This window comes from Bernardetia sp. Wsw4-3y2 (assembly GCF_037126295.1).
Lineage (GTDB): Bacteria > Bacteroidota > Bacteroidia > Cytophagales > Bernardetiaceae > Bernardetia.
In genome coordinates this window covers 518417-545013 of sequence record NZ_CP147017.1, presented here as the reverse complement: position 1 = coordinate 545013, position 26597 = coordinate 518417, and the positions used below count along the sequence as shown (strand labels likewise).

The 26597-nt window shown below is 31.0% G+C and carries 20 protein-coding genes; 16 read left to right on the top strand and 4 right to left on the bottom strand.

The genetic code is table 11. From position 1 onward, the window contains the following. Position 1: 1 nt before the first annotated feature. Positions 2-1834 (bottom strand): tetratricopeptide repeat protein, encoded by a 1833-nt coding sequence (locus V9L05_RS02195; protein ID WP_338814211.1) that lies wholly within the window; start codon positions 1832-1834, stop codon positions 2-4. 222 nt (positions 1835-2056) lie between these two features. Between V9L05_RS02195 and thrA the strand changes: the two genes are divergently transcribed. From thrA to V9L05_RS02170, 5 genes are all read left to right on the top strand, one after another. Beyond that, positions 2057-4597, top strand: a complete 2541-nt coding sequence (gene thrA / locus V9L05_RS02190) for a bifunctional aspartate kinase/homoserine dehydrogenase I (protein WP_338814210.1) — start codon at positions 2057-2059, stop codon at positions 4595-4597. A gap of 94 nt (positions 4598-4691) precedes the next feature. Further along, positions 4692-4952 (top strand): hypothetical protein, encoded by a 261-nt coding sequence (locus tag V9L05_RS02185; protein ID WP_338814209.1) that lies wholly within the window; start codon positions 4692-4694, stop codon positions 4950-4952. Next, on the top strand, positions 4949-5368 hold the full coding sequence (locus V9L05_RS02180) for a PIN domain-containing protein (protein ID WP_338814208.1): 420 nt from the start codon (positions 4949-4951) through the stop codon (positions 5366-5368). The genes V9L05_RS02185 and V9L05_RS02180 overlap by 4 nt, the downstream gene beginning before the upstream one ends. Positions 5369-5404: 36 nt before the next feature. Continuing rightward, the gene (locus V9L05_RS02175) at positions 5405-6334 is read left to right on the top strand and encodes a homoserine kinase (RefSeq protein WP_338814207.1); all 930 of its coding nucleotides are present in this window, start codon (positions 5405-5407) and stop codon (positions 6332-6334) included. A gap of 12 nt (positions 6335-6346) precedes the next feature. Then, positions 6347-7183: a hypothetical protein gene (locus V9L05_RS02170; RefSeq protein WP_338814206.1), complete on the top strand. Its 837-nt coding sequence runs from the start codon at positions 6347-6349 to the stop codon at positions 7181-7183. Here the strand turns inward: V9L05_RS02170 and V9L05_RS02165 are convergent. Beyond that, the gene (locus V9L05_RS02165) at positions 7180-8163 is read right to left on the bottom strand and encodes a hypothetical protein (protein WP_338814205.1); all 984 of its coding nucleotides are present in this window, start codon (positions 8161-8163) and stop codon (positions 7180-7182) included. The genes V9L05_RS02170 and V9L05_RS02165 overlap by 4 nt on opposite strands. Positions 8164-8241: 78 nt before the next feature. On the opposite strand from V9L05_RS02165, the gene V9L05_RS02160 reads away from it, so the two are divergent. The 8 genes from V9L05_RS02160 to V9L05_RS02125 all read left to right on the top strand — a co-directional run bounded on the left by V9L05_RS02160 (position 8242) and on the right by V9L05_RS02125 (position 16749). Beyond that, complete coding sequence (locus V9L05_RS02160; protein WP_338814204.1) at positions 8242-9081, top strand: hypothetical protein; 840 nt, start codon at positions 8242-8244, stop codon at positions 9079-9081. 6 nt (positions 9082-9087) lie between these two features. Beyond that, positions 9088-9885, top strand: a complete 798-nt coding sequence (locus tag V9L05_RS02155; protein WP_338814203.1) for a hypothetical protein — start codon at positions 9088-9090, stop codon at positions 9883-9885. Between the two features lie 259 nt (positions 9886-10144). After that, entirely contained in the window at positions 10145-11077 is a 933-nt protein-coding gene (gene gldN / locus V9L05_RS02150; protein WP_338790576.1) for a gliding motility protein GldN, read from the top strand. 202 nt (positions 11078-11279) lie between these two features. Beyond that, a complete protein-coding gene (locus tag V9L05_RS02145) occupies positions 11280-11696 on the top strand; it encodes a hypothetical protein (RefSeq protein ID WP_338814202.1) in 417 nt (138 codons plus the stop codon). A gap of 122 nt (positions 11697-11818) precedes the next feature. Continuing rightward, entirely contained in the window at positions 11819-12355 is a 537-nt protein-coding gene (locus tag V9L05_RS02140) for a DinB family protein (RefSeq protein WP_338814201.1), read from the top strand. 132 nt (positions 12356-12487) lie between these two features. Continuing rightward, positions 12488-13618, top strand: coding sequence for a TlpA disulfide reductase family protein (locus V9L05_RS02135; RefSeq protein ID WP_338814200.1), 1131 nt, complete (start codon positions 12488-12490; stop codon positions 13616-13618). 150 nt (positions 13619-13768) lie between these two features. Next, the gene (locus tag V9L05_RS02130; protein WP_338814199.1) at positions 13769-14881 is read left to right on the top strand and encodes an FAD-dependent oxidoreductase; all 1113 of its coding nucleotides are present in this window, start codon (positions 13769-13771) and stop codon (positions 14879-14881) included. A gap of 308 nt (positions 14882-15189) precedes the next feature. After that, positions 15190-16749, top strand: a complete 1560-nt coding sequence (locus V9L05_RS02125) for an OmpA family protein (RefSeq protein WP_338814198.1) — start codon at positions 15190-15192, stop codon at positions 16747-16749. Between the two features lie 107 nt (positions 16750-16856). On the opposite strand, the gene V9L05_RS02120 is transcribed toward V9L05_RS02125, so the two are convergent. Then, positions 16857-17534, bottom strand: coding sequence for a porin family protein (locus V9L05_RS02120; protein ID WP_338814197.1), 678 nt, complete (start codon positions 17532-17534; stop codon positions 16857-16859). A gap of 173 nt (positions 17535-17707) precedes the next feature. Continuing rightward, a complete protein-coding gene (locus V9L05_RS02115) occupies positions 17708-20659 on the bottom strand; it encodes a S8/S53 family peptidase (protein ID WP_338814196.1) in 2952 nt (983 codons plus the stop codon). Positions 20660-21088: 429 nt separating this feature from the next. Between V9L05_RS02115 and V9L05_RS02110 the strand changes: the two genes are divergently transcribed. From V9L05_RS02110 to V9L05_RS02100, 3 genes are all read left to right on the top strand, one after another. Then, a complete protein-coding gene (locus tag V9L05_RS02110) occupies positions 21089-22708 on the top strand; it encodes a polyamine aminopropyltransferase (RefSeq protein WP_338814195.1) in 1620 nt (539 codons plus the stop codon). A gap of 145 nt (positions 22709-22853) precedes the next feature. Continuing rightward, entirely contained in the window at positions 22854-24194 is a 1341-nt protein-coding gene (locus V9L05_RS02105; protein ID WP_338814194.1) for an MATE family efflux transporter, read from the top strand. 161 nt (positions 24195-24355) lie between these two features. Then, on the top strand, positions 24356-26590 hold the full coding sequence (locus V9L05_RS02100) for a cation:proton antiporter (protein ID WP_338814193.1): 2235 nt from the start codon (positions 24356-24358) through the stop codon (positions 26588-26590). Positions 26591-26597 lie beyond the last annotated feature (7 nt).

Sequence of the window (26597 nt, the reverse complement as noted above, 5' to 3'; positions counted from 1 at the left end):
CCTACTTCATTTCTTTTCTTTTTTCCAACTCCCAACGGTCAAGAGGTGTTTTTTCTTCAATAGCTTCTTTGATTGCCCAAATAATACGGTCAAGGTCTTTTATTTCTTTGTTACAAATTTGTAAGTAAAACTCTATTTCACTAGTATCTTTTGAAAGCTCAATAATCTGCATAATTCCTAAAAGGCGAGCTACAGGCGCACGTAATTTGTGAGCATTTATAAACGCATATTCTTCTAACATTTTATTTTTTTCTATCACCTCTTGATTGCGCTGATTGACAATGTACTCCAAATTATCATTCATGGTTACAAGTTCTTCGTGCGAAGACTTTAGTTCCTCAGATTGCCTAGTGAGTTCTTCTGCTTGTTCATGAAGAGTATGATTTTGCTGTATTATCTCAGACTGAGATTCTGAAAGTTTGTAATTTGTGTTTTTTAGTTCTATACTATATTTTTTATTTATCCAATAAGCTCTAATTATGACAATAAAAATGATTAATAAAGCAATCAAGACAAGTAAAAAGTATCTTTTGTTTTGTTGTTCTTTTTCAAGTTCAGTAATGTATTTTAGTTTTTCCAATTCATTCTCTTTTTTTTGTAGAAAAATCCGTTGGTCTACTTCTTTTTGATAAATATCTTGCTCTAGTTTTTTGTTATAGGTGTTTTTATATAGAGAGAGATATTTTTGAGAATGATAATTTGCCTTTTGATAGTCTTTTAAAAACATGTAGGTATAAGAAAATAATTCGTGCATAGTCATGCGATTAATAAAATCATCATTACTTTCTATAGATATTTTTTTCTCTACCTCTTTTGCATAATTGTGCGCTGTTAAAGTATCTTTTAGTTGTAAATGAGTTTTGGCTTTTAATAGTAATAAATTACGATAGGCTTGAGGTTTGGAATCTAAGAGTAAAGAATCCAATATTTTTATTTTTTCTAAAGCTTTTTTAGGTTCTTCTATTTCCAAAAACAGATTTACATATTCCAAATGATATTCTATTGCCATGTTTAATGATGTTTTGAGAGCCAAAGGGGTATTTTTATCTAAAATAAGAAGGGCTTTTTTTGTATTTCCTGTCCTGTAATAGCATTCAGCAATATTTAATGGAATGATAGAAGCTGTTGTTTTGTCTTCTCTATGTCTATTAGCTTCATTAAAAAATGGTAACGCTTTTTCATACATATACATCTGTAAATACGTATGTCCAATGTTATTGGCAATGCTAGAGAGGGCTTTTTTATCCTTTATTTCATGAGCAATTTCCCGAGCTTCCAAAAGTAATTGAGTAGCATCTAGATAGTTTCCTTTATCCATTAATAAAAAAGAAATAGCTTCTAGGTTTTTAATTTTTCCATACTTGTAATCTAATCTTTTACTTTCTTGTAGGGCTTTTTGAAAAAATAATAATGCAGAATCTTTATTATAAACTCTATTTTTATAAATAAAACCTTTCAGACGTAAAACTTCTATTTTGGTTTCATTATTCTTCATTATCTCTGCCAAATCAAGAGCCTTATCTATATAAAAAAAAGCACTATCTTTATTTGCTTTCTCATAAAAAATAGTAGCTGTCAAATGGTATGCTTTTAATAAATACTCTTTGTTTTTTTGTTTTTGACTTTCTGATAGAAGTTTTTTAGTGAAAAAAGATTGTTTTTCTAAATCTTTATTTTTATAAGATTGTGCCGAATCATAATAAGTAGATAAGTCTTGAGCAGAAGTAGAAAAAATACTAAATGCAGATACACAGAAAACTAGGAATATTATTTTGTTATAAAATAATACTCTTCCAAAAAAACATTTTTGTGTAAAAAAACGAGTTTGCTTCAAGGTGTAATAAAGTATAGTAATTAGCCTATCAATTTACAAAAAAAGTGAGAAATAGTAAAACTATTTAACTTATTTCGACAGAGAAAGAAATTCTAAGGATAGAATACCATTTTTTTTAATTCAATTACACTATCAAAAAATTAAATTGTAAATTTGACACTATTTTCAAAACTTACTCTCTCGTTTTTGGTGGTTACGCCAAATAACACAAATATATCTTAAATGCTCGTCTTGAAATTCGGAGGAACAAGTGTTTCCTCAAAATCCAATCTTGAAAAAATAGCTGCTATTCTTTCTTCAAAAACTGAAAATTTTATTGTTGTAGTTTCTGCTTTTTCAGGAATTACCAATAAACTAGAACAAATTGCGAGTCTTTCTTTAGAAGCAAAACATACCGTTTTATTAGAAGAGTTTAGAAATTTTCATTTTGAATTTATAAAAGAACTTGTCAGCGAATCACATCAAATTGACCTTTTTGTAGAAGTGCAACAAAAATGCAATCAATTAGAATCAATTTGTGAAAGTGTAGGAACTTTGAAAGAACTCTCTGACCGAACACGAGCAACTATTTTGAGTTTTGGTGAAGCACTTTCTTCTATCATTGTTCAAAAATATCTTTCTGTTAATTTAAAGAATCCTATCAAGCTTGATTTATTAGATAGCAAAAAATTAATTTCAACTACTACAAACGAATCAAAAGATTATCTAAATGCAATTTTAGATTTAGACAAAACAACAAGAAATATTCTTGCCGTTATTGGTAAATCTGATAACTCTGCCATTGTTAGTGTTCCCACCGACGACATAAAAAACAATAAAAATTATATTGCAGCAGGTTTTGTAGCTCACAATCAAAAAGGTGAAACGGTTACTTTAGGGCGTGGAGGTTCAGATTTTTCGGCTTCTATTTATGCAAATGCTGTTGATGCGACATTTTTGGAGATTTGGAGTGATGTTAACGGAATGCAAACAGCAAATCCTAGAAAAGTACAAGCAACGCATTCTTTACAAAAATTGAGTTATGCAGAGGCTTTCGAAATGGCTTATTTTGGGGCAAAAGTTTTGTATCCACCTTCTATTTTGCCAGTAATGGACAAAAATATTCCATTGTATTTGAAAAATACATTTTTTCCAGAGCAAGAGGGAACATTTATCAGTAGCGAAAACCAACTGACGGACAACAAAATTCAAGGTATTTGTTCGCTAGATGAAATTGCAATTATTACCGTTTCAGGAGTTGGATTAGCCAAACAAAAAGGAAGTGCAAGACGAGTTTTTCAGATTTTGGAAGAAGCAAATATCAATATTATTCTGATTACTCAAAGCTGTTCTGAACAAAGTATTGGAATTGGAATCAACCAGTCTGAACTCAAAAACGCTCAAAATGCTCTTAATTCTGCTTTCGAAAAAGATATTAAAAGAGGCTTAATGAATGAAGTAAAAGCAATAGAAAATCAATGTATTGTGGCTCTTGTGGGCGATAATATGAAAAATGCGATTGGCTTGGCAGGAAAGATTTTTGGAGCAATAGGCGAAAATGGAATTAATGTAACGGCAATAGCACAAGGGGCATCGGAGCGTAATATTTCTATTGTGATTGATAAAAAAGATGAAGAAAAAGCATTGAACGTAATTCACGAAAAATTCTTTGCTTCGGCTGTTAAAAATGTTCACGTTTTTATTGCAGGAATCGGCAATGTAGGAACGGAATTTATAAATATTTTATTCAATCAAAAACAAAAACTCATTGAAGAATATCAAATCAACCTCAAAATAATAGGTGTTGCAAATAGTAAGCAACTGCTTTTCAATCATTCTTCCGAAACGTTTGAAAGAGTAGAAGAACTTACAAAAGAAGAAGTTTTGAAGTTCAAGCAAAAGAAGGAAAATAAAAATGCAAAAAAATATTCTTCGCTCAATGAATATTTTGAAATTATCAAAGAATTGAATCTTAGAAATAGCGTTTTTATTGATAATACGGCTTCTGATATTGTGAGTGAAGGCTATGAGTTTTTACTAAAAAACAGTATTTCGGTAGTTACTTGTAACAAAATTGCTTGTAGTAGTGAATACTCAAAATATTTAAAACTCAATAAATTAGCGAAAGAAAGAAATATTCATTTCAAATATGAAACTTCTGTAGGTGCAGCTCTACCAATTTTGAAAACGATTTATGACCTCCGAATTAGTGGTGATAAAATCAATCAAATTGAAGCTGTAATTTCGGGAAGTCTGAATTTTATTTTTAATAATTATAATGCAGAAAACAAATTTGCTGACGTTGTTCTGCAAGCAAAAGAAGAAGGATATACCGAACCAAATCCATTAATTGACCTTTCTGGATTAGATGTAATGCGAAAAATCTTGATTCTTTCAAGAGAATCAGGACTTAATAAAGAACTTTCAGATATTACTTTTAATAGCTTTTTACCAGATGAGTGTACCAACTCAAAAAGCGTAGAAGAACTCTTCGAAAATCTCAAAAAACACGAAAATCATTTTAAAACGCTCTATCAAAATGCCCACAAAAACGGCAATAAATTAAAGGTTGTTGCCAAAATGCAAAAGGAAAATTTATCAGTTGCATTACAAGAAATTCCGTCGAATAGTCCATTTTATAATTTGGAAGGAAAAGACAATGTTGTGGCAATAAATACAAATCGTTATGTTGATGAGCCATTGGTAATCAAGGGGGCAGGAGCAGGAGCAGTCGTTACGGCAAGTGGCGTTTTTGCTGATTTGATGTTTATAATGAACAATTAAATAAATTTAGAACTTAAATTATTTGACTACTCAAAAAGCAAAACGATTAAGAGATTTGAAACGTTAGAAAAGTATAAACCTAAAAAACAAAATTATGAATACAATAAAAGAAGAAACACAAATAAAATCTATTTCAGAAACTAAATTAGAATTGATAGAATGGATTTTGACAGTAAATAATCTTGATGTTATTCAAATTATACTAGAGAAAAAAAGAGAAGCTGAAAAAGCAGCCTATAACAAACTGTTTTGGGAAGTTGCTGGGTCTTGGCAATCCGAAGAAACAGGAACAGAACTAGCCAATCAATTATATGAAGACAGAAACGATTACTCACGAGAAATAGACGAACTATGAAAAAATACCTATTAGATACAAACATTTGTATTCATTATCTAAAAAATGAATTTGATATTCCTCAAAAGATTTTTGATGCAGGAGCAGAAAACTGTTACATTTCTGAACTTACAGTTATGGAATTGCTTTACGGAGCTGCAAGAGGAAATGAGAAAAATAGAGAAAATAATATGCAAAAAGCGTATTTGATAGAAAATAAAATCTTTAAAGACCGTGTTATACCTGTTCGTGTAGCGTTTGAACGTTTTGCTATTGAAAAGGCAAAATTAAAATCTAGTGGAAAACAAATAGGTGAGGTTGATACATTAATTGCTTCAACTGCACTTGTACATGAAATGATTTTAGTTACTCGCAACGTAAAGCACTTTGAAAGAATTGAAGGATTAGAAATTGAAAACTGGATTGATGTAGGTTAAAGGCTTGCCTTTAACACAATATATTTTGCATAAAAAATGAAAAAAATAACAGCCTTTGCGCCAGCCACAATAGCCAACTTCAATGTTGGTTTTGATATTTTGGGACTTTCTTTGGGAAATATGGGCGATGAAATTACGCTCACTCCAAACAGAACAACAGAAAATAAAATTCTACAAATTATAAATGGCGATAATCTGCCAAAAGAAGCCGATAAAAACTGTTCTTCTGTCGTCATCAGAAAGATGCAAGAAGCACAAAATAGCTTTATTGGTGTCGATATTATTCTCAAAAAAGGCTTTTCTTCGGGAAGTGGTTTGGGTTCTAGTAGTGCCAGTAGTGCAGCAGCAGCTTTTGGTTATAATCAGCTTATCGGAAAACCATATTCCAATAAAGAACTCGTTGCTTTTGCTGCCGAAGGCGAACGTGTAGCCTGTGGAAGCGCACATGTAGATAACGTTGCACCTTCGCTTTTGGGTGGAATTATTCTTTCAAAAGGAAACAGACAAAGCGATATTTTACAGCTTCCTGTTTTGGAAAATCTATATGCTGTTACGCTTTATCCACATGTAAAACTCAATACGTCTGACTCTCGTAAGATTTTAAAATCTACACTTTCAGTAGCTACTTTTAGCCAGCAGGTCGGACTTATGGGTGCTTTTGTGGTTAGTTTGTATGAAAAAGATTATGATTTGTTTTCTGATTCGTTACAAGATTTGGTCATTGAACCTATGCGTAGCCTTTTGATTCCAAAATTCAAAGAAATGAAACAAGCAGCTTTAGAAAATAAGGCGTTAGCTTTCGGAATTTCGGGTTCAGGTCCTTCCGTTTTTGCAATGGCAAGAGGAAAAGAAAACGCAGAAATTATCAAAAATGCCTTAGAAAAAGTCTATCAAAATGTAGATATTTCGATTCAGACATATATAAACCCTGTTTGTGAAGGAAATGGTGCTAGGATAATTTTGTAATGTAAATAAATTATGAAAAATATATCTATTCGAAAAGCTATTGGAATTTGTTATTTGGGGTTGAGTCTAATATCTGCATCTGCTGCATTTTCAGTAGATAAAATAATAGTAAAATTAGGTTCAAGTCCATTTACTCTATTATTTGTAGTAATTGTGATTTGTGCTGCTCTATGTTTTTTATCTTTTACATTATGGACAATTACTCGTTCATTAATAACTAGATATTTAGGTTATATTATTTCGTTTTCTATATTTTTGGTGTATATCGGAGCTGCGTTTAGTAATGAATATGCTCATTCTTTCAAAGATTTAGAAGCAATTCCTATTTTTCTTAGCCCAGTTACTTTTTTATCTTTGTTTTCTTATTCTAAAATAGGTTTTTTAAATAAAAAAAGAAAAGATGAAAATATTGAAATATTAGATTCTGAAATGCTCCATGAAGAAGAGGATTATTCCAAAAAGCATTTTTACTTTTGGTCAGTCAGTCGTATTTATGCTACAACAATCTTTGTTTTTGCACTTCCATTATTAGTGATTTCTATTTTTTCTCCAAGTATTATAAAAGGTGTCGCTACTTCGGAAATAGCTTTATTATTTGTGAATATAATTGCCACTCTATTTTGGTTAAAACCTAAATGGGCAAGAATAATATTTATAATACTCTCTAGTATAGCTTTAATTGGGGGAGTAATTTTTATTTTTGCAGCTATTTTTGGTTCAGTAGGTATGGGAGTAGAAGGTTTGATAACTGCTTTTGGAATGTGTGTATTACTTTTAGGTTTAATATTAATTCTTATAAGCAAAGAAGCTAAAGCAGAACTGATAGAATTTGAGAAGAAGAAAAGTTAATCAAAAATAATCCAAACCGATTTTCCATATTTTATTTTTTCTGTTTTTAAATTATATTCCAAAGGACAAGAATCAATACTGATTGTTTGGTGTTTTAAACTATCTATAGGAGTTTTGAAATGATGATAATCAAAAGAACCATTACTTAAAGTATCTTTTCCAAAATCAATATCTTGAGACAGATTGGTTTTTTTATCAATATTTGTAATTGGATAAATAGAAAGAGAAGTCAAATTCAACTTATTCATTTCAACAGAATCTTTAGAAAAAACATATTTCATATTTCGCTCTTCATTTAGAAAAGTATCTTTTTTGAAAATAGCTATTTGATACAAATACATAGAATCAAAATTTTTCATGTAATTTCCTAAATACTCTGTTTTTACACTAGGAAGAGATTCTCTTTCACAATTATTATAATTTGTATCACTTAAAGATAAGTATTTTGCTTTTTCTGCTCGTGTATAATACATTATTTTTCTCAAATTATTTTCGGTATCATAATCATAGATAATCTCTTCAAAAAGTGTGTTTTTCGAAATAGGCATTTGATTTAGAATAGTTAAGTTTGGTGAATTACCTATATTTTCAAAACCATAGTAAAATCGTTTTGAATCAATAATTTTTCCATCAACAATAGAATCTACAATACGATATTTCTGTCCATACTCCGAAACCCCATATTCTTGATAGATATTTTTGAGTGAATCGTATTCTTTACAAATCAAATAATGCTGTTTGTCTAGTCCTCCACAAGAAGCATCTATATTTTTAAAACCTGCTTCTATTCGTTTTGAATAGTTTGATTTTTGGATATTTTGTAACAGAATAAATGCAGGGTCTTCTGTAATTTTCTGTTCTTGATTTGAACTACAAGAAGAAAGAAATAATAAAAATAAATAAAAATAATTTTTCATAAGCATAAAAATAGTTACATCGGTAACTAAAGAGAAACGATTTTGAGCATAAAAAGTAACCATAAGAAGTGATTTAACGTATTTTAAAGAGTATATCATAAAGAAAGATAGCCATAAAAAATTACTAAAACTCTACTGCTTATGTTTCATGACCACCTTTTAAATAAAAGGCAACACGCCGATTTCTTATCCGAAAACAGAATCGACCCTATCACAGGCGATAAAATCCAAGTAGGCGACCGAATAGTTATTTGTGCTGCCTGTAAATCTGCTTTTTTGGAAGAAAGCTGGAATTATTTACGCCAACAACACTGCGACCAATACGGAACACTCAATAAAATTCCTAAAAGAGAAAAAATTTATTTTAATGAAGAGCCACTTATTTTATTACCTTTTGATGTAAGGGAAAGTGATTCTTTTTCGGATGATTTTACCTACAAGATTTTACAAAACTCTACCAGTGCTTTTATGGCTTTGTTGCCCTTGATTTTGATTATTTTTGCGTGGATTGTTGTTCCTTCTTTTGGTAGTGAGGGTTTTCAGATGCTATTCAATATTTTTATTATGCCTCTTGGTGTGGTCGTTTTTTATACCGTTACCAGTACACTCTCTTCGCAACCAACCACTATTTTGGGAAATATAATGATGCGAAAAAATCAGTATTTTATTCAGAATGTTCGTCAGAATTATAAAAAAGGAAATTATTTTGGTATTCATCTCAAAAATAAAAATATCGTTTCAAAGACAGAATTAGGCAAAAAAACAATTCCTTTCTCAAATATTCAGAAGTTTGTCTATAGTTATTATCCTGATAGAATGATGAAAAAACACGGTTATCTGGTTTTACAACTTCGTGTTACGACACAAAAAGAAACCATAAATTATGAATCTATTTTTAGAGCTACAGAAGCAGAAAAATTAAACGTCTTTTTGGATAGATTGCCTCAAAATTTAAAAATTTTTAGTAGAAAATCATTATAGCCAAAAATGCATCACTCTCACCAACTAGAAAAACAAACTCACAAGGATTTTTTATTACAACAAAGAGTCGATCCAATTACAGGCGAACTTATCGAAGCAGGACATAAAATAGTTATTTGTTCGGCTTGTAAGTCTGCTTTTTTTGAGGAAAGTTGGGAGTATTTGGGTGGAAAACACTGTAATCAAGAAAAGACGCTTATTCAAATTCCTATCAATGAAACACTTTGGTTGAAAGCAAAACCATTGCAGTTTTTACCCTTTGATTTTGTGGGGTTTGATAAGGGATTTCATTATCAAGATGTTGTCTTTGGTTTTATAGGTTTGATTACAACTGGGTTTTTTGGAATTTCAATAATGCTTTGCTTAATGGCTTTAGGAAAAGAAGAATTTAAGATATTTTTTATCTTATTTCCAATATTTGCATTTGCGTTTTTTTTATTTTTGAGTAGTGAAAAAAACATTAAAAAACTACCTCCCTCAATCTACAAACATATTCTTAATATTCATAAGGAACACAAATTAGCCATAGACATAAAAAAACAAATGCTTATTTTTAGAAACGATTTTAAAGAATTGGAACTTCCATTAGATACAATTTCAAAATTTCAATACTCTTTCAAATATGTAGATGGAGATACTTCAAGATATAAAGATATGTGTAATTTGAACCTAACTTTAGGATTCAGTAAAAATGGAATCTATAAAGAAAGAAAAATAAATGCACAGCTTAGAAAGTTGTATTTTTATAAATGGGAAGAGTTTTTGCAAAAACTCCCTGATAGAATAAATATTTATACGCAATGAAATTAAACCAAACTGTTTGTCGAATAAAAATACACATTCACCTAAAAAAACAGCATTCTTATCGAAAAAAACTTTAAATTCGATGCAATTTTGAAATACATTCAGCGTTAGATAAAAAAAGAAAGCCACTAAAAGTAGTATCTTTATTGACAAAGACTAAGTGAAATTAGTAAAATAGTTAATTCAAATAGCTAACTTTAACCTTTCAAAATAAGAATTATTTTATCATCTCTATAAATTTAGAATCACTTTTATAACTATGAAGAAACAAAACACAAATTTATTAAACTTTCTTACGAAGGGGATTATCGGAATGGCAGCACTTATTTGTGGTGTTACTTTTTCGGCAAATGCTCAAGAGTTCGGAATGGAGTATGCTCAAGATGGATACAACCACAACTCAATCCGTCCTTTGCACGAATCGCATATTATGTATAAAAAGACACTTTGGTTCAGAATGTCTTTAAAAGAAAAGCAAAACTTGCCTTTCTTTGCAATGGAAAATCAAATTACAAAAGTAATTATTGACGCTGTAAAATTAGGAATTATTCGTCCTTACAAAAATGATTCTTTGCGTACTCGTATGTCTCAAGAAGAATTTTTAGAAAATCTTACTATTCCTTCAGAAGAAGTTCAACTTACAGAAGAAGAAATTGCGATGGGCTTTACACAAGACGACCTTGGTGGTTTTGGTGGTGGAGGAGATGATTGGGGTTCTGGTGGTGACTGGGGTGGCGACGGTGGAGGCTCTGCTGAAGCTGAAACAGTAGCTAACGAGTTTTATCCTAAACAACTTCACTTATTAGAAATTAAAGAAGATTTATTGTTTGATAATAAGCACTCTCGTATGAAGCACGATATTCAAGCAATTACAATCATTATTCCTGCTGAAATGAATCCTTCAACAGGTTTAGAGAAAAAATTAGCTGCATTTTCGTACAAAGAATTGGTTCAAAACCTTTTCCGTGATAACTCACAAGCAATTTGGTACAACGAGCGTAACAATCGTCATCACAGAAATTTGGAAGAAGCATTTGATTTGCGTTTATTCAATGCTCGTGTTATCAAATATGACAATGCTAGAGATAACATGATTGTTGATATTTATGAAGACCAACGTTCTGCACTTATCGCAGCTCAACAATACGAACATCAATTAGTAGAATATGAAAGTAACCTTTGGGAAAACTAAAAGTTGATTTCTATTCTATCACAAAAGCCTTTCTTACACAATTGTAGGAAAGGTTTTTTTGATTTTTGAATCTATAAAGCAAACAATTCTAGTATTTATTGCTTTTTAACGTATATTTGAATTTTAGAAACAAAAAGAGTTTTTTATAAATTTCTAATATTAATTTTTTAACTATCATTTTTTTCAACTCAATCTCTTCAAAATGAACACAAATTATTATTCATTACTTATCGCATTTTTATTTTTTGTAACAGGTTTTGTAGCTTGTAAAGGTAAAGAAAACAAAGAAGGAACAACAGACGCAAAAACATATACAGTAGAACAGCTTATGGATGTTCGTTGGAAAGCAACTTCTGGTGTAGAAGGAGGCGAAGAATTAAACTTTGCCAAAGATGCTCAAAAAAATGAGTTATCTTATCAAAGAATTTATGGTGAAGGAACAGCAGCCAAAACAGTAACAGGATACTGGAAATTAGAAGATGGAAACAAACTTATTTTAGAAGATTGGGACGAATCTACTCAAGCTGTAAAAGCTGCCGAAACTTATACCATCGAATCTATTACAGATACACAACTGGTTTTATCAGGCAATGGAGGAACGAGAACTTATACTAAATAATTTCTCTATAATTATCATTTCATTTCAAGGCTTTTATCTAAAAACTACGTTTCTTTGTAAGCGTAGTTTTTTTATGTACTTACAGCTTATACTTTAACCATTTCAATTAATCTAACTAAATAATGATTCCATTTCCAAGTTCAAGCGAATATGCTTCCTTTTATGCTAATTATATACGGCTCATTGGTGAATATATTGCAAAAAATGAAGTCGAAAATATTGTAGAAATCCTCTCAGCACAGGGAGAAGAAACCAAAAAGACTTTTTCTCAATTCTCAGAACAAGAATCTCTTTTTAGATATGAAAAAGGAAAGTGGAGTATCAAAGAACTTTTGGGACACATGGTAGATACTGAACAAATTATGTCGTACCGTGCTTTATCTTTTTATCGTGGTGAAAAACAATCTTTAGCAGGTTTTAATGAAAATGAATATGTGAGAGAAGCCCACTTTGATACAATTCCTTTTTCAGATTTGTTAGAACGCTATGAAATTGTACGCAAATCCTCAGTTGCTCTTTTCAAAAGTTTTGATGCTGCACAGACAGCAAGGATAGGAGAAGCAAATCATAATGAAATGTCTGTTCGTGCGCTTGTGTATATGATTGCAGGACATGAAATTCATCATTTACAGATTTTAGAAGAACGTTATAAAGCTTAAAACTAAGCTATATCAAATATTTAGTAAACATAAAACTAGAGTAGTATTTTAACAAAAAGACTCTTTTTTCTGTTTTACTATTTCATTCTGTTACTTATTATTCATTTTCGTTATTTAATTAACTTATTTTTTATGAAAAAAACTATCCATTTTTCGTTTGCATTTTTTGTGCTTCTATCCTTTATTTTTTCAAGTTGCGATTCTAAGAAAAAAACAGCTACCAATGAGTATTTAGTAGAAGGAAGTATTAATAATTTATCTCAAGATATGAAATTGGTTGTTTCTGATATTAGTACAAAAGATATTGTTCCTCTATATGAAGTGGGAGTCAAGAAAAATGATAAATTCAAACTCAAAGGAGAAATTACTGAACCAACACCTTTTTACCTCACTTTAATTAGAGAATCTGATAGTACATTTTCGCCTTCCGATAATTTAGTAGTGTTTTTTGAGCCTTCACACATGGAAATTCAAGCTGATGCAGGCAAACTTTCAGAAGCAAAAGTTACAGGTTCTCGTTCACACTCTCATTTTGAGATGTATAGAAAAGGAACAATTGGATATGAAAAAAGCATGAAAGAATTAACCGCAAAGGCAATGAGTAGCTCACAAACTGGCGATACAGCAACATATCAGGCTGCCATGTCAGAATATGAAACACAATATGAAGAATGGAAAAATTATAACAAAAAATTTATTGCAGAAGATTCTATCGAATATGCTGTACGTTCATTTCTAGCTGTTAATTATATGTTGGAGGAAGATTATGCAACAGAATTAGAAACATTGATACAGGGAAAAAGTTCTACTTGGACAAATCAAATTAAATCATTTGTTAATCAAGTCAAAAAAATATCAATAGGACAAAATGCTCCCAATATTGCTACACTTCAAAATATAAAAAGTGAATCAATTTCTTTGGATAGCTTAGAAAACAAACCTACTATTCTTTATTTTTGGGCTTCTTTTGAACCAAAAGCTGCTTCACAAGTGCAACAATTTGGACTTTTAAATGCTTCTAAAATGAAAAAAGAATATCAGTTTATTGGTATTTCTTTAGATTCAGATATTGATGCTTGGAAACAAACTATCAAAGAGTTACCTCAAAATCATATACAACTTATCGATATTTCTGCTGACCAAAATGCAGCTGTTACCTATCATTTGACAAGTTTACCTTTATTTGTTGTGTTGGATGAAAATAAGAAAATGATTTATAAAGCAAATTCGATAGAAAAATTGAATTCTTTTCTAATGAAATAAATCCAAAATATAAGTACACTTCAAAATAGTAGAAATTTGTCTGATACATTTTTATAGTGTCAGACATTTTTTATTAAAAAAATGAAGTTCTATCTATCTTCATATCATAAAAACTACTTACTAATAAGTTACAAGAAATAGTATTTAAAAATGAAAAACGAATTTGATTATTTAATTATTGGACAAGGCTTGGCTGGTTCTATTTTAGCATATACTCTTCTTGAAAAAGGAAAAAAAGTAATGGTTTTAGATGAGCCTAAACTACAAAATTGTTCGAGAATAGCAGCAGGAATTTGTAATCCCATTACAGGAAGAAATCTTGTCAGGACGTGGAAGAGCAAAGAGTTATTTACTTTTCTGAATGATTTTTATCCAAAATTAGAAAAACAATTCAACCAAAAATTCTTTTTCCAAACACCTATTTATCGTCCTTTTCAAACTTTAGAACAACAACAAGATTGGTCAGCACAAGAAGATAAAGCGACTGAAGAAGTAATTTATCCTAAAAATCGTTTTCTAGAAGAAAATGTAAATGATCCGTTAGGTGGACTTTTAATAAAAAATGGTGGACATCTCAGGACAGATGTTTTTTTAGAAGCCATTAAAAAATATTTGATAGCAAAAAATGCCTATCAAGAAAGGTTATTTGATTTTGATGAATTAATATTAAATAAGGATAGTGAAAATGAAAAAGTAGCTTATCAAGATATTAAAGCTAATCATATTATTTTTTGTAGAGGGGCAGCTGATAAAACAAATCCATTTTTTAAAAAACTACCTATTCTACCAGCAAAAGGCGAAATTTTGCACATTGATTTTGATAAAGATGAAAAAATAATTAAAAAATTGAACCAAATTATTCTTAATAAAGGCTGTTGGCTTGTTCCTTATCATAATTATTTGAATGGCAAAGCAATAGAGACTTTTACAACAACTTTTCGTACAGGTTCTACTTATAATCACGATGATTGGACATTAGAATCTACTCAAGAAGCTAAAGATGAGATTGAAACCAAACTTCAAGCTGTTTTGAATCTGTCCTATAAAATTACAAAACAAGAAGCAGGCATTCGCCCATCCACACGCACCCGCTATCCACTCATGGGAACACATAAAGATTACCCTCAAATGAGTATTTTTAATGGTTTTGGTGCAAAAGGAGTTTCCATGATTCCTTATTTTGCTAGTGAGTTTGCTGAATATTTATTTACTGGAAAAGAATTGGATAAAATACTTAGAATTAATAAATGGTTGTTGAAATAGAAATTTAGAAGTGTTAAATTAGGAACGAATCTTGAATATTTTATCACAAAATATAAATACCCCAACTAAATACATTGTTTCAAAAGTTGTAATTCTTGTTGTGTATTCACCTCCTCAGAGTTGAACGAAACGCTTTTTTAGAAGCGTGATGCAGGCGAATAAATCACGCTTCTGAGGAAGCAAAACATTCGTTTTTGGGAAAACGAATGCACAGAAATACTTGAATATTATATGATAAAACTTTTGAAACGCTATACTAAATTATGTTGTTCCTTGTCTATGGTGACAAAAACAACCAAATAAAATCTATGAAACAAAATAGTTTATTTTTAACCTTATTTTTACTCCTTTTCTCAATTGCTTCATTTGCTCAAAACACAGAAACAGCAGAAGTAATAGAAAAAGTAGAGTTTAGAAACATTAGTAAAGACAGAGCAGGTTTTCCAGAAGGACAAATTAACTCTATCGCCATTGATGGTAATGATACAAAATGGATAGCTACCGAAAATGGTTTGGTTGCTTTTTATGCTGATTCTACTGTCCGAACATTTAATAGAGCAGATAAATATGACTCTTTGATAGACAAAGTGAGTTCTATTCGTTTTGATAAAAAAGGAACGATTTGGCTTGGTACTTTTTCGAATGATATTGTAAGTGTTGTCAATTTAGATGCGTATGGAGAGTACATTTGGCATACTGAAATACCGACTTTTAGTAATAAGAGTTTTTATATTAATGCAATTGATGTAGATTCGAAGGGAGGAAAATGGATTGCTACTGCACAAGGTGGACTTTGGCATATTGCAGCAAATAATAAAAAGACAATTTATAATAGAGAAATTGAGCCAAATATTCCTAGTGATGCAATTAATGCTGTAACAGTAGATAATAATGATGTTGTTTGGGTAGGAACAAGTGCAGGAATGTTCAATATTCAAAATGGAAAATTTAAGGATGCTTTTGATGTAACTAATGATGGCTATGGCTATGACAATGTTCTACATATTGATTTAAAACCTGATGGGAATTTGTGTGTAACAGCTCTTAATCGTAAAGGAAAGCAGTTTTTGGTATGTAATCAAGAAATGTTTCAAATGTCCAAGAGGGTTACAAAGTCTAAGTTTTTTAGATTTAATGATGTTTTGGTTACACCAAATGAAAATGTTTGGATAGCAGGTGTCAAAGGAGTTATTAAATTTGCTAAAGAAGAAGATCCTATTTTTTATGATCAAGACTCTGGTTTGGTGGTAAGTGCTGTAACAGCATTAGCATGTGATATTAATGGTGATATTTGGCTAGGAACTCCACAGGAAGGATTATTTAAAATGCAATTCAAAAAAATAGAAATTCCGAAAGAAGCTGAAATTGAACCTATAAAAGAAGTAATTGCTCTAGTAGAAGTAAAAAAAGAACCTGAAATAAAAGTAGAAAAGGAAATAGTAAAACCAACTATCGAACTTCCTAAAATAGAAGTTCCAAAAATTATTTTTAATCAAAAAGAGATTAAGAAAGGAGAAGCTATTAGCTTAGAAAATATCGAATTTAATATTAAAAGTTATTCTCTTAATAATGCAGAAGGTGTACAGGCTTTAGTTGATTTTATGAAGGAAAATCCAAAAGTAAGAATAGAAATTGCAGGACATACTGATAAAGATCCTCACCCTGCACATCCAAGTTATGCCAGAATAGCGAAACAGCAATTAGACTTGTCTCGCCAGCGTGTAGAAACTGTATATAGATATTTAACAGATAGAGGAATTGATGCTTCAAGAATAGAAAAGAGAGCTTATGGAGGAACAAAACCTCTTGTTAATTCTAATTCTGGAGTAAATAGAAGAGTAGAAATGAAAATTATAGATGTAGAATAATTTTGTTATAAATTTTTTAATAAAAAACTCTTCATAATTATATCGTTTACTGATTAATTATGAAGAGTTTTTTATTATTTTCTTTCTGTTTTCCTAAATTGACTGATTTAGTTTAAAGGAAAAGTAAGACCTAAGTTTACAGATAATACTCCATTACGAGCAGTAAAATCATCGCTATCATAAATATTAGAAAGACCTAAGTTATAACGAACATCTGGAACTAACCACATTTTTTCTCCTACCTTTATGTGTAGACCAGCACCAAAAGCAGCTCCAAAGTCTGTTCCTTTAAATGTATCATCTGGGTAATCTTCAAAATCACCACTTCCTGATTTAGCTTGTGAATTAAGTAAAAATCCTAAATAAGGACCAGCAAATAATTCTGGACGAATATTCATCTCACTACTTCCCATATAGTAATTAAATAGAAGGGTTGTACGTAAATAGTCTACCTTAACAGTAGCATCATCAGTAGTTATATCTATTCCACCTACATTCATAGTGCTACCTTTATTGACAGCACCTTGAGAAGAATAATCAGCTTCTAGAGAAAGTCCTACACTCTCTGCAACACTATAATTTAGAACCAAACCAAGATTGAAAGCTGTTCTGTTATCAGCATCTTTTACATCTTCACCTCTAAAGTTGGCTATATTTACACCACCTTTTACTCCTAAAGAAGTAGTAGATTGTGCATAAGAAGAAAAACTGATTGAGAAGCTAATAGTTGCCACAAGAAGAAGGGCAAAGAAAAATTTTGAAAATGATTTAGTGATTGTTTTCATAAAAAAATAAGGTTAAAAAAATTGAATAAATAAAAAAAATGATTCAGGTATAAGAACGGCTATATTATATTTTTGTTTCAGTTTTTAGAAATTAAGTATTTTATAAACATAAAAAAACACCTCATTTTGATTTTAAATGAGGTGTTTGTGCTTGATTACCAGCGTTTAATAAATTATTTAATAATCAAGGTTTTTGTTCCTACAGTTATTCCATTATTAAATCTCAAAATATATTGTCCTGCTGGAAGAGCTTCCACTTTTAGTATAGTTTGTTCTTTAGTAAGAGTTGTTTGAAGAACTTGTTGCCCTAAAATATTCAAGAGTGTAAATTCAATAGGTTGATTACTATTTAAAGCACTAACGTCAATATTTACTTCATTAGATGTAGGATTTGGAAATACACGAATAGCTCTTGTAAGCTCATTTTCGTACTCAATTCCTACTGGCTGTACCTCTTGTACTGCAATGGAAGGTGTATAGAGTTCGTTTGCTTTTGTGATAGCTTCTTGGATAGTAGATTCATTATTTCCTGCTGCTAATACTAAAGCAATAACAATTCTTTCTCCTGCTGGAATTGTATAAGGACCTGCTGAAATAGTTGCACTTATATCTGTTCCTGTTGTAACTCCAATGCTTTTATTAGAAGAACCTAATAAAGCTCTTCGTTTTTCTTGGTCTGTAAATCCATCAAAGACTCCATAAGGTGTTCCTGTATATGCAGGGTCATTAGATATTAATGAATAAGTAGCACCAGTAGCAAACAAATCTAATACTCCCACTCCCACACTAGGTATATTAGGTTTTTTTGCAGAAATAATGGCAGCATTCAGGTTATCTTTCCAAATAGCTTGATTGTCACCTGATTCATCTCCACCTCCAATATCCCAGTCTCCATATAGACCAGCATAGAAATTACGAATATCTTGACTTGTGGTGTTTTGAAAAACATATTCTACTATTATGAAATTTTCTGCTCCTGCTGTATTCCAAACTTGTACACTTTGAGTTGTATTTATAGAAAGTTTTGAGCTTCCTGCACCATTATCATTAAATGTGGTTTGCCAAACTGATTTTTCAGGTTCATTTTCATCTGTTGGTAAAGCTACAATTGGTGTAATAACTCTAAAATCTTCATCATAAACATCATCAACAGAACGTACTGCATTTGATAATTTATTTCCAGAGCTAAACATCAGACCTAATTCGTAGAGCATATCAATTCCTTGATATACAAAGCCATTTCCAATTTGAGTTGGAGCATCTTTTGTTTTGTCATGCCATCCAATTGTGCCTTTACTATCTACTGATGTAGTAATATTATTTTCCTCAACAGTAACAAATGCAGGATTGACTACAAAAGACACAAATTCTTGTGTTTCATATCCATCTTGAGTATAAGTAATGCGAAGAGTAACAACACCAGAATTTTCTAAAGTAGGACTAATCTGTACTTTGATTTGATCTTGTGTAATTACAGATTGATTTGTATTCATTACACCCTCATAAATAATATCACCTTCTATTATAGATAAAGTATTGTCGATAGTTTCAATTCTGATTTTAAAATCAGATTCACTAGGAGCTAAATAACTAAAAAATTCAGCATTAAAAACAGCGATATCTCCAGCATAAGGTATTTTTCCATCACTAGCTCTTACTAAATCAAAGTTTTTCATACGTACAGCCACAGGAAATTCTGTTAATGCACGCTGCATATTCAAACGACCCTGTCCTACTTTTCCTTGATATTTTGGAGGAAAACGGCTATCAAGAGGATCAGAGGTAATACGTAAAAGTTCTCCTATCTGAACAGGAGTAAGTTCGGGACGATGCGACCAAGTAAGTGCTGCTGCCCCTGCTACAATAGGAGCTGCGAAAGAAGTTCCAGATGTACTTTGATATTGTCCATTGTTTGCCTCATTATGAACAGTTGTATAAATATTACTACCAGGTGCAAGAATATCTACACTATAATCATAATTACTGAAATTTGATATATCGTCTATTGCAGTAGTAGAACCTACTGACAGAACTCCATTATAACTAGCTGGAAATTGAGCTAAATTTTGTCCATCATTACCTGCAGCCACTATTATTAGACATCCATAATCCTCAATTACACTTTTTATAATGTCTGATGCAATTTGACTATAAGTATTTCCACCCCACGAACAGTTAATAATCTTTACACCTGTTTCTGCCATATAAACAATTCCTTTGTATCCTTCGTATATTGTTAATCCATCTACTTCATCATCAGGAGTATGTTTTGTCGCTACAATTTTTACATTAAAACCAGTACCTGCAACACCTAAGTTATTATCAGTAGAAGCTGCTGCACAACCTGCTACCGAAATTCCATGGTCTATACCTGCTGTAAAAAGTTGAGGATTATTATCTTGCACAAAGTTAAAGTTAGCTGGAGCAGTTGAACCAGTAAAATCCCACCCATAATGATTGTCAATATATCCGTCATTATCATTATCTATTCCATCAATAGGATCATTCTGATTGTAATATACTTTGTCTTTTAAATCTGGATGATTAAAATCAAATCCTGAATCCACAATACCCACTAAAACGGTAGAATCTCCTTTTGTAATATCCCATGCTTCAAAAGCTTTAATTCGAAACAGATAGTTTTGCTGAGCAATATTAGCATCATTAGGTGTATAATACATCTTGTTAACAGGAATAGGCTCTGCTGTTTGAATCATTCCTGTTGCCATTAGCTTATCAATCATTTCAAAAATATTAACTTCTTCTTTTAAGTTGACTTGATAAATCAAGGAAATATCTACTCCAGAAATGTTTTTATTAGCTTTAGTTTTGGTAAGTTGTTTTCTATGTTCTGTTTGTGGGAAAAGCTGGTTTACATTAGCACTTGCTCTTTGATTAATAAGCCTAGAAAGTGCATTACTGCTCTGAAATGCTGTTCTGTATTCAGGTTTTAATGTAAACCAAACACGATTTGCTTCAATATCATTTTCTGTAATTCCTTTTGGAAGTTTATAGTTAGATTTAGTAGAGAACTGGGCATAAGCTGTTTGGATAAATACATTCGAAGAGAACATAAATAAACCAAGTAAGCAAAATCCCAAATAATTATGTATTATACTACGCATTGTGTATTAATTTGAAGTGATATATATTATAAATAGATTGTGTTATTTTTGGCTCTTAATAGACTTTGAACTGATACCAATAAAAAGTTGATTAATATTTTTACAGAGTAAAATGTGGCAGGTACAAGACTTATTTATTATCAGTACAATATTGAAATATTAGATAAGGAGGCTTATTTTTAATAGTTTTGAAATCAACATTTTAAGTTGTTTCGTCTAATATATTAAAATAATTTTACAAAGATATTAACTTTAGAACCTCAATAATAATAATAGTTGAATTTTTTTGAGATAAAATTAAATTATCATTGTTTTTTTTGAGAATTAAATTTTTCTTTTTGAAAAAAGCTAAAAATGATTTTTTAGAAACTAATTTATTTTTCAGACCTTTGAATACTTTTGCTGTTTCGTTTGATACATAAATTACTAATGGATAAAAATAAACCTCGTATTTCTTCGTTTTCATTTGCTTCTTTTTGGACTCCTTCTCGCACGCTCAAAGTAGCTCTTTTTGCCACAGGGCTTTCAGGAATTGTAGCCGAATATATTTTATCTACTTTGGCTACTTATTTTTTGGGTGATTCTGTCAAACAGTTTACACTTATTGTTTCGGTAATGCTTTTTTCGATGGGCTTAGGAAGCAGATTAAGCCAATTTTTTAAGAAGAATCTTATCGAACTCTTTATTGCTTGTGAGCTAATATTATCTTTGTTGGTTTCCTTTTGTTCGTTGCTTACCTACGGAATTGCTTCTGTGAGTGAATGGATAGGGTTTGTAATTTATACTTTAAGTATTTTGATAGGTCTTTTGATTGGTTTTGAAATTCCTTTAGTTACTCGTATCAATGAAAATTATGAAGAGTTGCGCTTTAATATTTCCTCAGTGATGGAGAAGGATTATTATGGTTCTTTGTTAGGAGGAGTATTTTTTGCCTTTATTGGATTGCCTTTTATTGGTCTGACTTATACGCCTTTTATTTTAGGAATCATTAATTTTTTGGTGGGTGTTTTAGTTCTTTTTACTTTAAAGCCTCTTTTTTCAGGAGGCTGGCAGGCAAATTTAAAAGTAATAAGTTTGGCTGTTTTGGGTGTTATCGTTTTTGGATTAGTGGGTGCAAAACCTGTCGTTATGTATGGCGAGCAAAAACGCTATAAGGATAAAATTGTATATGACGAACAAAGTCGTTACCAAAAAATAGTAATGACTCAGTACAAAAATGATTATTGGTTATACTTAAATTCTCATCTTCAATTTAGTACATTTGATGAATGGTTATATCACGAACCACTTGTACATCCAGTTATGCAACTTGCTACACAATCTGGAAAAGATCAGAAACAAGAAGGAAAATTAGATGTATTGATTTTGGGTGGAGGAGATGGCTGTGCTGCAAGAGAAGTTTTGAAATATGACAATGTCAATAGTATTACCTTGGTAGATTTAGACCCTTCCATGACAAAATTAGGAAAAGAAAATCCTGTTCTTAAAAAAGTAAACAAAAACTCTCTAAATAACGAGCGTGTAAAAGTCTATAACAATGATGCCTTTAATTTTTTAGCTGATAGTATGGTTTTTTATGATGTCATGATTGTAGATTTTCCAGACCCAAAGACAATTGAAGTAAATCGTCTTTATACATTAGAGTTCTATCAACTTTGCTATCAACATCTGCGACCACAAGGAACAATTATCACACAAGCAGGAAGTCCTTATTATGCAGCAAAGGCTTTTGATTGTATCGACAAAACAATGCAAGCAGCAGGATTTAAAACTCTTCCCATGCATAATCAAGTGCTGACAATGGGAGAATGGGGTTGGATTGTTGGAGCTAAAACTATGAGCAGTAATGAGCTAAAAAAGGAAATGCAAAACCTTCAAATCAAAAATATAGATACAAAATGGCTCAATCATGATGCTATGCTACAAATTACTTCTTTTGGTAAACAATGGAAAATAGGGGAAAAAGAAATGAATGAGTTAGAAATAAATACGATTCATAATCCTGTTTTGTATCGTTATTATCACGAGGGAAATTGGTATGTATATTAAAAAAATAAAATCACAGCAATAATTCATTAAAAAGCATTACGAATGAACTAATTTTGTAAATGTTGTTTTGACCTATTGTAATTCTTTTCTCTCCTTGTCGTTTGTGGTACTTGAATGTAGCCATAACAAAACTACCTTGCTTTCTATGAAAAATTATCTTTTCTACTTCAAAAAACATATTCGTCTGTCTTCACCAATCGTTTTAGGACAAATCACAACGGTTTTGATTGCACTCTCAGATACGATTATGGTAGGAAACTATGATACTGTTGCACTTGCTTCCTCAGCTTTTGCAAATAGTGCCATTTTTACTTTTGCGACCTTTGGAATTGGTCTCACTTATGGTCTGAAGCCTCCTGTTGCTAATGCGTATGCAGCTAAAAACTTTCCTCTTTGTGCCAAATATTTGCAAAATGGAATGGTGCTTTATGCACTTGTAAGCTCACTCATGTGGTTGGGTTTTGAAATGGCAGTTCCATTTTTGGATTATCTTGATCAACCCCCTTCAGTAGTAGTTTTGGCAATTCCATATTATCGTTTGGTAGCACTTTCTATTATTCCTTGGTTTTTGTTTTTGGCTCTACAACAGTTTTCAGAAGCTCTTACGAAGACAAAAGTACCCATGACTGTCAATATTCTTTCCTGTGTAGTCAATATCATACTCAATTATCTTCTTATTTTTGGAAAATTTGGCTTTCCAGAACTTGGGCTTGTTGGAGCAGGAGTAGCAACACTTGTTTCTCGTGTTTTACTTTTATTAGTAATGCTAATTATATTTTTTGCTTTGCCTTTTTTTAGACAATTTATTGATTTTACATTTTCGATTTCAGTCTTTTCAAAAGAAATTTTTAAGAAATTATTAAATATTGGAGTTCCTATTGGTCTGCAAATGGTTTTTGAAAGTGGCGCATTTGGTGTAGCTGCAATTATGGCAGGCTGGATTAGCAAAGAAGCTCTAGCAGCGCACCAAATTGCACTTAACATTGCATTTACTACTTTTATGGTGGCTGTCGGAATTTCTCAGGGAACAACTGTTGCTATAGCAAATTTAGTAGGAAAAAATAATCTAAGTGAAATCAAAATCACAGGAAGAAGTGCTGTTTATTTGATTGTCATTTTTATGGCAGCCATGGCAGGACTAATATTTTTATTTAATGGACAAATTCCACTTTGGTACATCAATGAAGCTGAACCCAATGCTGCACAGATTGTAGAAATAACGATGCAACTTCTTATCATTGTAGCTGTTTTTCAGATGACAGACGGAATACAAGTAGTTTCAGCAGGAAATCTTAGAGGATTAGAAGATATTAAAGTTCCGACAGCCATTAGTCTTTTTGCTTATTGGGTAGTCGGAATTGGTGGTGGATATATTTTAGCTTTTCCTCTTGAAATGGGTGTTACTGGCATTTGGTGGGGATTATGTCTAGGACTTATTACTTCTTCTATCTTGCTTACTTGGCGTTTTGAGAGAAAAAAGTTTTAGATGATTTTTATCTAAAAAATACTACAAAGCGTAATTTTTCATTATTGAAAAATTACGCTTTTTTTCTGAAAAAAAAATAGAAATTTATCTCAGTTTTTAAACTTAAATTTACTCATAAATAGCTATCTTGAGTTCTACCATTTTTACTTTACAAAACGAATATGGAGCATATTTTCGAAGCTACATTGCCTCTGACAAATCCTGTTTTGAAGTTTTTGATTCTTCTTTTGGTAATGCTTTTTGTTCCTATTTTATTTAGTAGAATTAAAATTCCTCCTTTGCTTGGGCTTATCATCGCAGGTGCATTTTTAGGTCAAAATGGAACACATCTTTTAGAAAGAGATAGCAGCATTATTCTTTCTGGAACGGCAGGACTTCTTTATATTATGTTTTTGGCAGGATTGGAAATTGACCTTAAAGAATTCAAAAAAAATAGTCAGAAAAGTATTGTTTTTGGTCTTTTTACCTTTCTGATTCCTATGATTTTGGGTTATTTATCTGCTTTTTATATTCTTCATTTTTCGGTTCTTACCTCTGTTTTGCTTGCTAGTATGTTTGCTTCTCATACACTTATCGCCTATCCAATGGTCAGTAAGTTGGGAGTAAGTAAAAATAGAGCTGTTACGGTTACCATTGGTGGAACTCTCATTACTGATACGCTTGCTTTACTTGTCTTGGCACTCATTGTGGGTATGACGAAAGGAAATGTAAATGCTACTTTTTGGATAAAATTAGTAATCTCGTTGATTATTTTTGGGATTATTGTCCTCTATATTTTTCCACTAATTGCTCGTTCATTTTTCAAACGTTTTCATGACAATGTTTCCCAATATATTTTTGTTTTGTTAATTGTTTTTTTAGGAGCTTTTTTATCAGAATTGGCTGGAATTGAACCAATTATAGGGGCTTTTCTTTCAGGCATTTCTTTAAACAGACTCATTCCTTCCACTTCTCCATTAATGAACCGCATTGAATTTGTAGGAAATGCCATTTTTATTCCTTTTTTCCTTATTGGTGTCGGAATGCTCATTGATTACAGAGTTTTTTTTAAAGATTTTAAAACAATAAAAGTGGGAATCATTATGATAATTGTAGCTACTTTATCCAAATATCTAGCTGCCTATTTGACTCAAAAAACTTACAAATTTACATTGGATGAACGAAGAGTAATTTTTGGATTGAGTAATGCACAAGCTGCAGCCACTTTAGCAGCCGTTTTGGTAGGTTATAATATTGAAATAGGCAAAACAGTAACAGGTGAAACCATTCGTTTACTCAATGAAAATGTACTGAATGGAACAATTTTGATGATTTTGGTAACTTGTACAATTGCTTCTTTTATTGCACAGAAAGGAGCTACAAATATAGCCTTAGCTGAAAAAGAACAGACCCATAAAAAGGAAAAAACACCTAATCAAATCTTGAAAAAAGTAGCGTTACAGCAAGAAAGAATTTTGATTCCTGTTAGCAATATCGATACAACTGATGAACTTATTAATTTGAGTGTTTCGATTAAATCAACTCAAAATAAAAAAAATCTCTATGCTTTAAGTATAATCACAGATTCGAATTTAATACATGCTGACGATACAGATAATGCAAATAAAACAGCCAATAAAGTTCTTCAAAAAGCAAGTGTTGCAGCCTCAGCAACAGATACTTTTTTGCATGAAATTTTGAGATATGATATAAATGTTGTCAATGGAATTTCTAGTGTCATCAAAGAAAATAGAATAACAGATTTGATTTTGGGGTTGCACCATAAAGGAGGAGTTTCAGATTCTTTTTTGGGAAATTTGACAGAAGGAATTCTCAAAACTTCTAACACGACAACTTTTATTTATAAACCTTTTCAACCATTTTCTACACTCAAACGTCACATAATCATTATTCCAAAAAATGCAGAAAAAGAAATTGGTTTTGCTTTTTGGATTACCAAACTATGGAATTTAGCCAAAAACACACATTCAAAACTCGTTTTTTATGCGCCTTTATCAGTTCTTAGCTTTATAGAAAGACTTCATAAAGATAGTTCTACCTTTAATATAGAAAATATAGAAAGTAATTTTATAGAATTTTCTGACTGGGATAATTTTAAAGAATTAAAGAAAAAACTACACAACGATGATAATCTTATCTTAGTGTTGAGTCGAAAAAATAAACTTTCCTATCAACCCCAAATGGATACTATTACTTCTCATCTCAATAAAGAATTCAAAAATTATAACTTTATTTTGATTTATCCTATGCAAGGAGAAATTATTCATACTTACAATTCAGCAATGAAGAATACCTCTGTTTTAGGCACTTTTATCGAACCTGCTCAAACACTACAGACAATTCAAGCCTTAAATAAAATAGGAAAAAAGAGTGCAAAATGGTTTAAGAAAAAATAAAGAAATA

What these genes read in the sequence shown, in the direction of transcription:
- V9L05_RS02130 (WP_338814199.1), top strand. Translation starts at nt 13,769, where the DNA reads ATGAAAAACGAATTTGATTATTTAATTATTGGACAAGGCTTGGCTGGT.
- V9L05_RS02175 (WP_338814207.1), top strand. Translation starts at nt 5,405, where the DNA reads ATGAAAAAAATAACAGCCTTTGCGCCAGCCACAATAGCCAACTTCAAT.
- V9L05_RS02120 (WP_338814197.1), bottom strand. Translation starts at nt 17,534, where the DNA reads ATGAAAACAATCACTAAATCATTTTCAAAATTTTTCTTTGCCCTTCTT.
- V9L05_RS02165 (WP_338814205.1), bottom strand. Translation starts at nt 8,163, where the DNA reads ATGGTTACTTTTTATGCTCAAAATCGTTTCTCTTTAGTTACCGATGTA.
- V9L05_RS02115 (WP_338814196.1), bottom strand. Translation starts at nt 20,659, where the DNA reads ATGCGTAGTATAATACATAATTATTTGGGATTTTGCTTACTTGGTTTA.
- V9L05_RS02170 (WP_338814206.1), top strand. Translation starts at nt 6,347, where the DNA reads ATGAAAAATATATCTATTCGAAAAGCTATTGGAATTTGTTATTTGGGG.
- V9L05_RS02145 (WP_338814202.1), top strand. Translation starts at nt 11,280, where the DNA reads ATGAACACAAATTATTATTCATTACTTATCGCATTTTTATTTTTTGTA.
- V9L05_RS02135 (WP_338814200.1), top strand. Translation starts at nt 12,488, where the DNA reads ATGAAAAAAACTATCCATTTTTCGTTTGCATTTTTTGTGCTTCTATCC.
- gldN (WP_338790576.1), top strand. Translation starts at nt 10,145, where the DNA reads ATGAAGAAACAAAACACAAATTTATTAAACTTTCTTACGAAGGGGATT.
- V9L05_RS02100 (WP_338814193.1), top strand. Translation starts at nt 24,356, where the DNA reads ATGGAGCATATTTTCGAAGCTACATTGCCTCTGACAAATCCTGTTTTG.
- V9L05_RS02155 (WP_338814203.1), top strand. Translation starts at nt 9,088, where the DNA reads ATGCATCACTCTCACCAACTAGAAAAACAAACTCACAAGGATTTTTTA.
- V9L05_RS02140 (WP_338814201.1), top strand. Translation starts at nt 11,819, where the DNA reads ATGATTCCATTTCCAAGTTCAAGCGAATATGCTTCCTTTTATGCTAAT.
- thrA (WP_338814210.1), top strand. Translation starts at nt 2,057, where the DNA reads ATGCTCGTCTTGAAATTCGGAGGAACAAGTGTTTCCTCAAAATCCAAT.
- V9L05_RS02105 (WP_338814194.1), top strand. Translation starts at nt 22,854, where the DNA reads ATGAAAAATTATCTTTTCTACTTCAAAAAACATATTCGTCTGTCTTCA.
- V9L05_RS02160 (WP_338814204.1), top strand. Translation starts at nt 8,242, where the DNA reads ATGTTTCATGACCACCTTTTAAATAAAAGGCAACACGCCGATTTCTTA.
- V9L05_RS02185 (WP_338814209.1), top strand. Translation starts at nt 4,692, where the DNA reads ATGAATACAATAAAAGAAGAAACACAAATAAAATCTATTTCAGAAACT.
- V9L05_RS02180 (WP_338814208.1), top strand. Translation starts at nt 4,949, where the DNA reads ATGAAAAAATACCTATTAGATACAAACATTTGTATTCATTATCTAAAA.
- V9L05_RS02110 (WP_338814195.1), top strand. Translation starts at nt 21,089, where the DNA reads ATGGATAAAAATAAACCTCGTATTTCTTCGTTTTCATTTGCTTCTTTT.
- V9L05_RS02125 (WP_338814198.1), top strand. Translation starts at nt 15,190, where the DNA reads ATGAAACAAAATAGTTTATTTTTAACCTTATTTTTACTCCTTTTCTCA.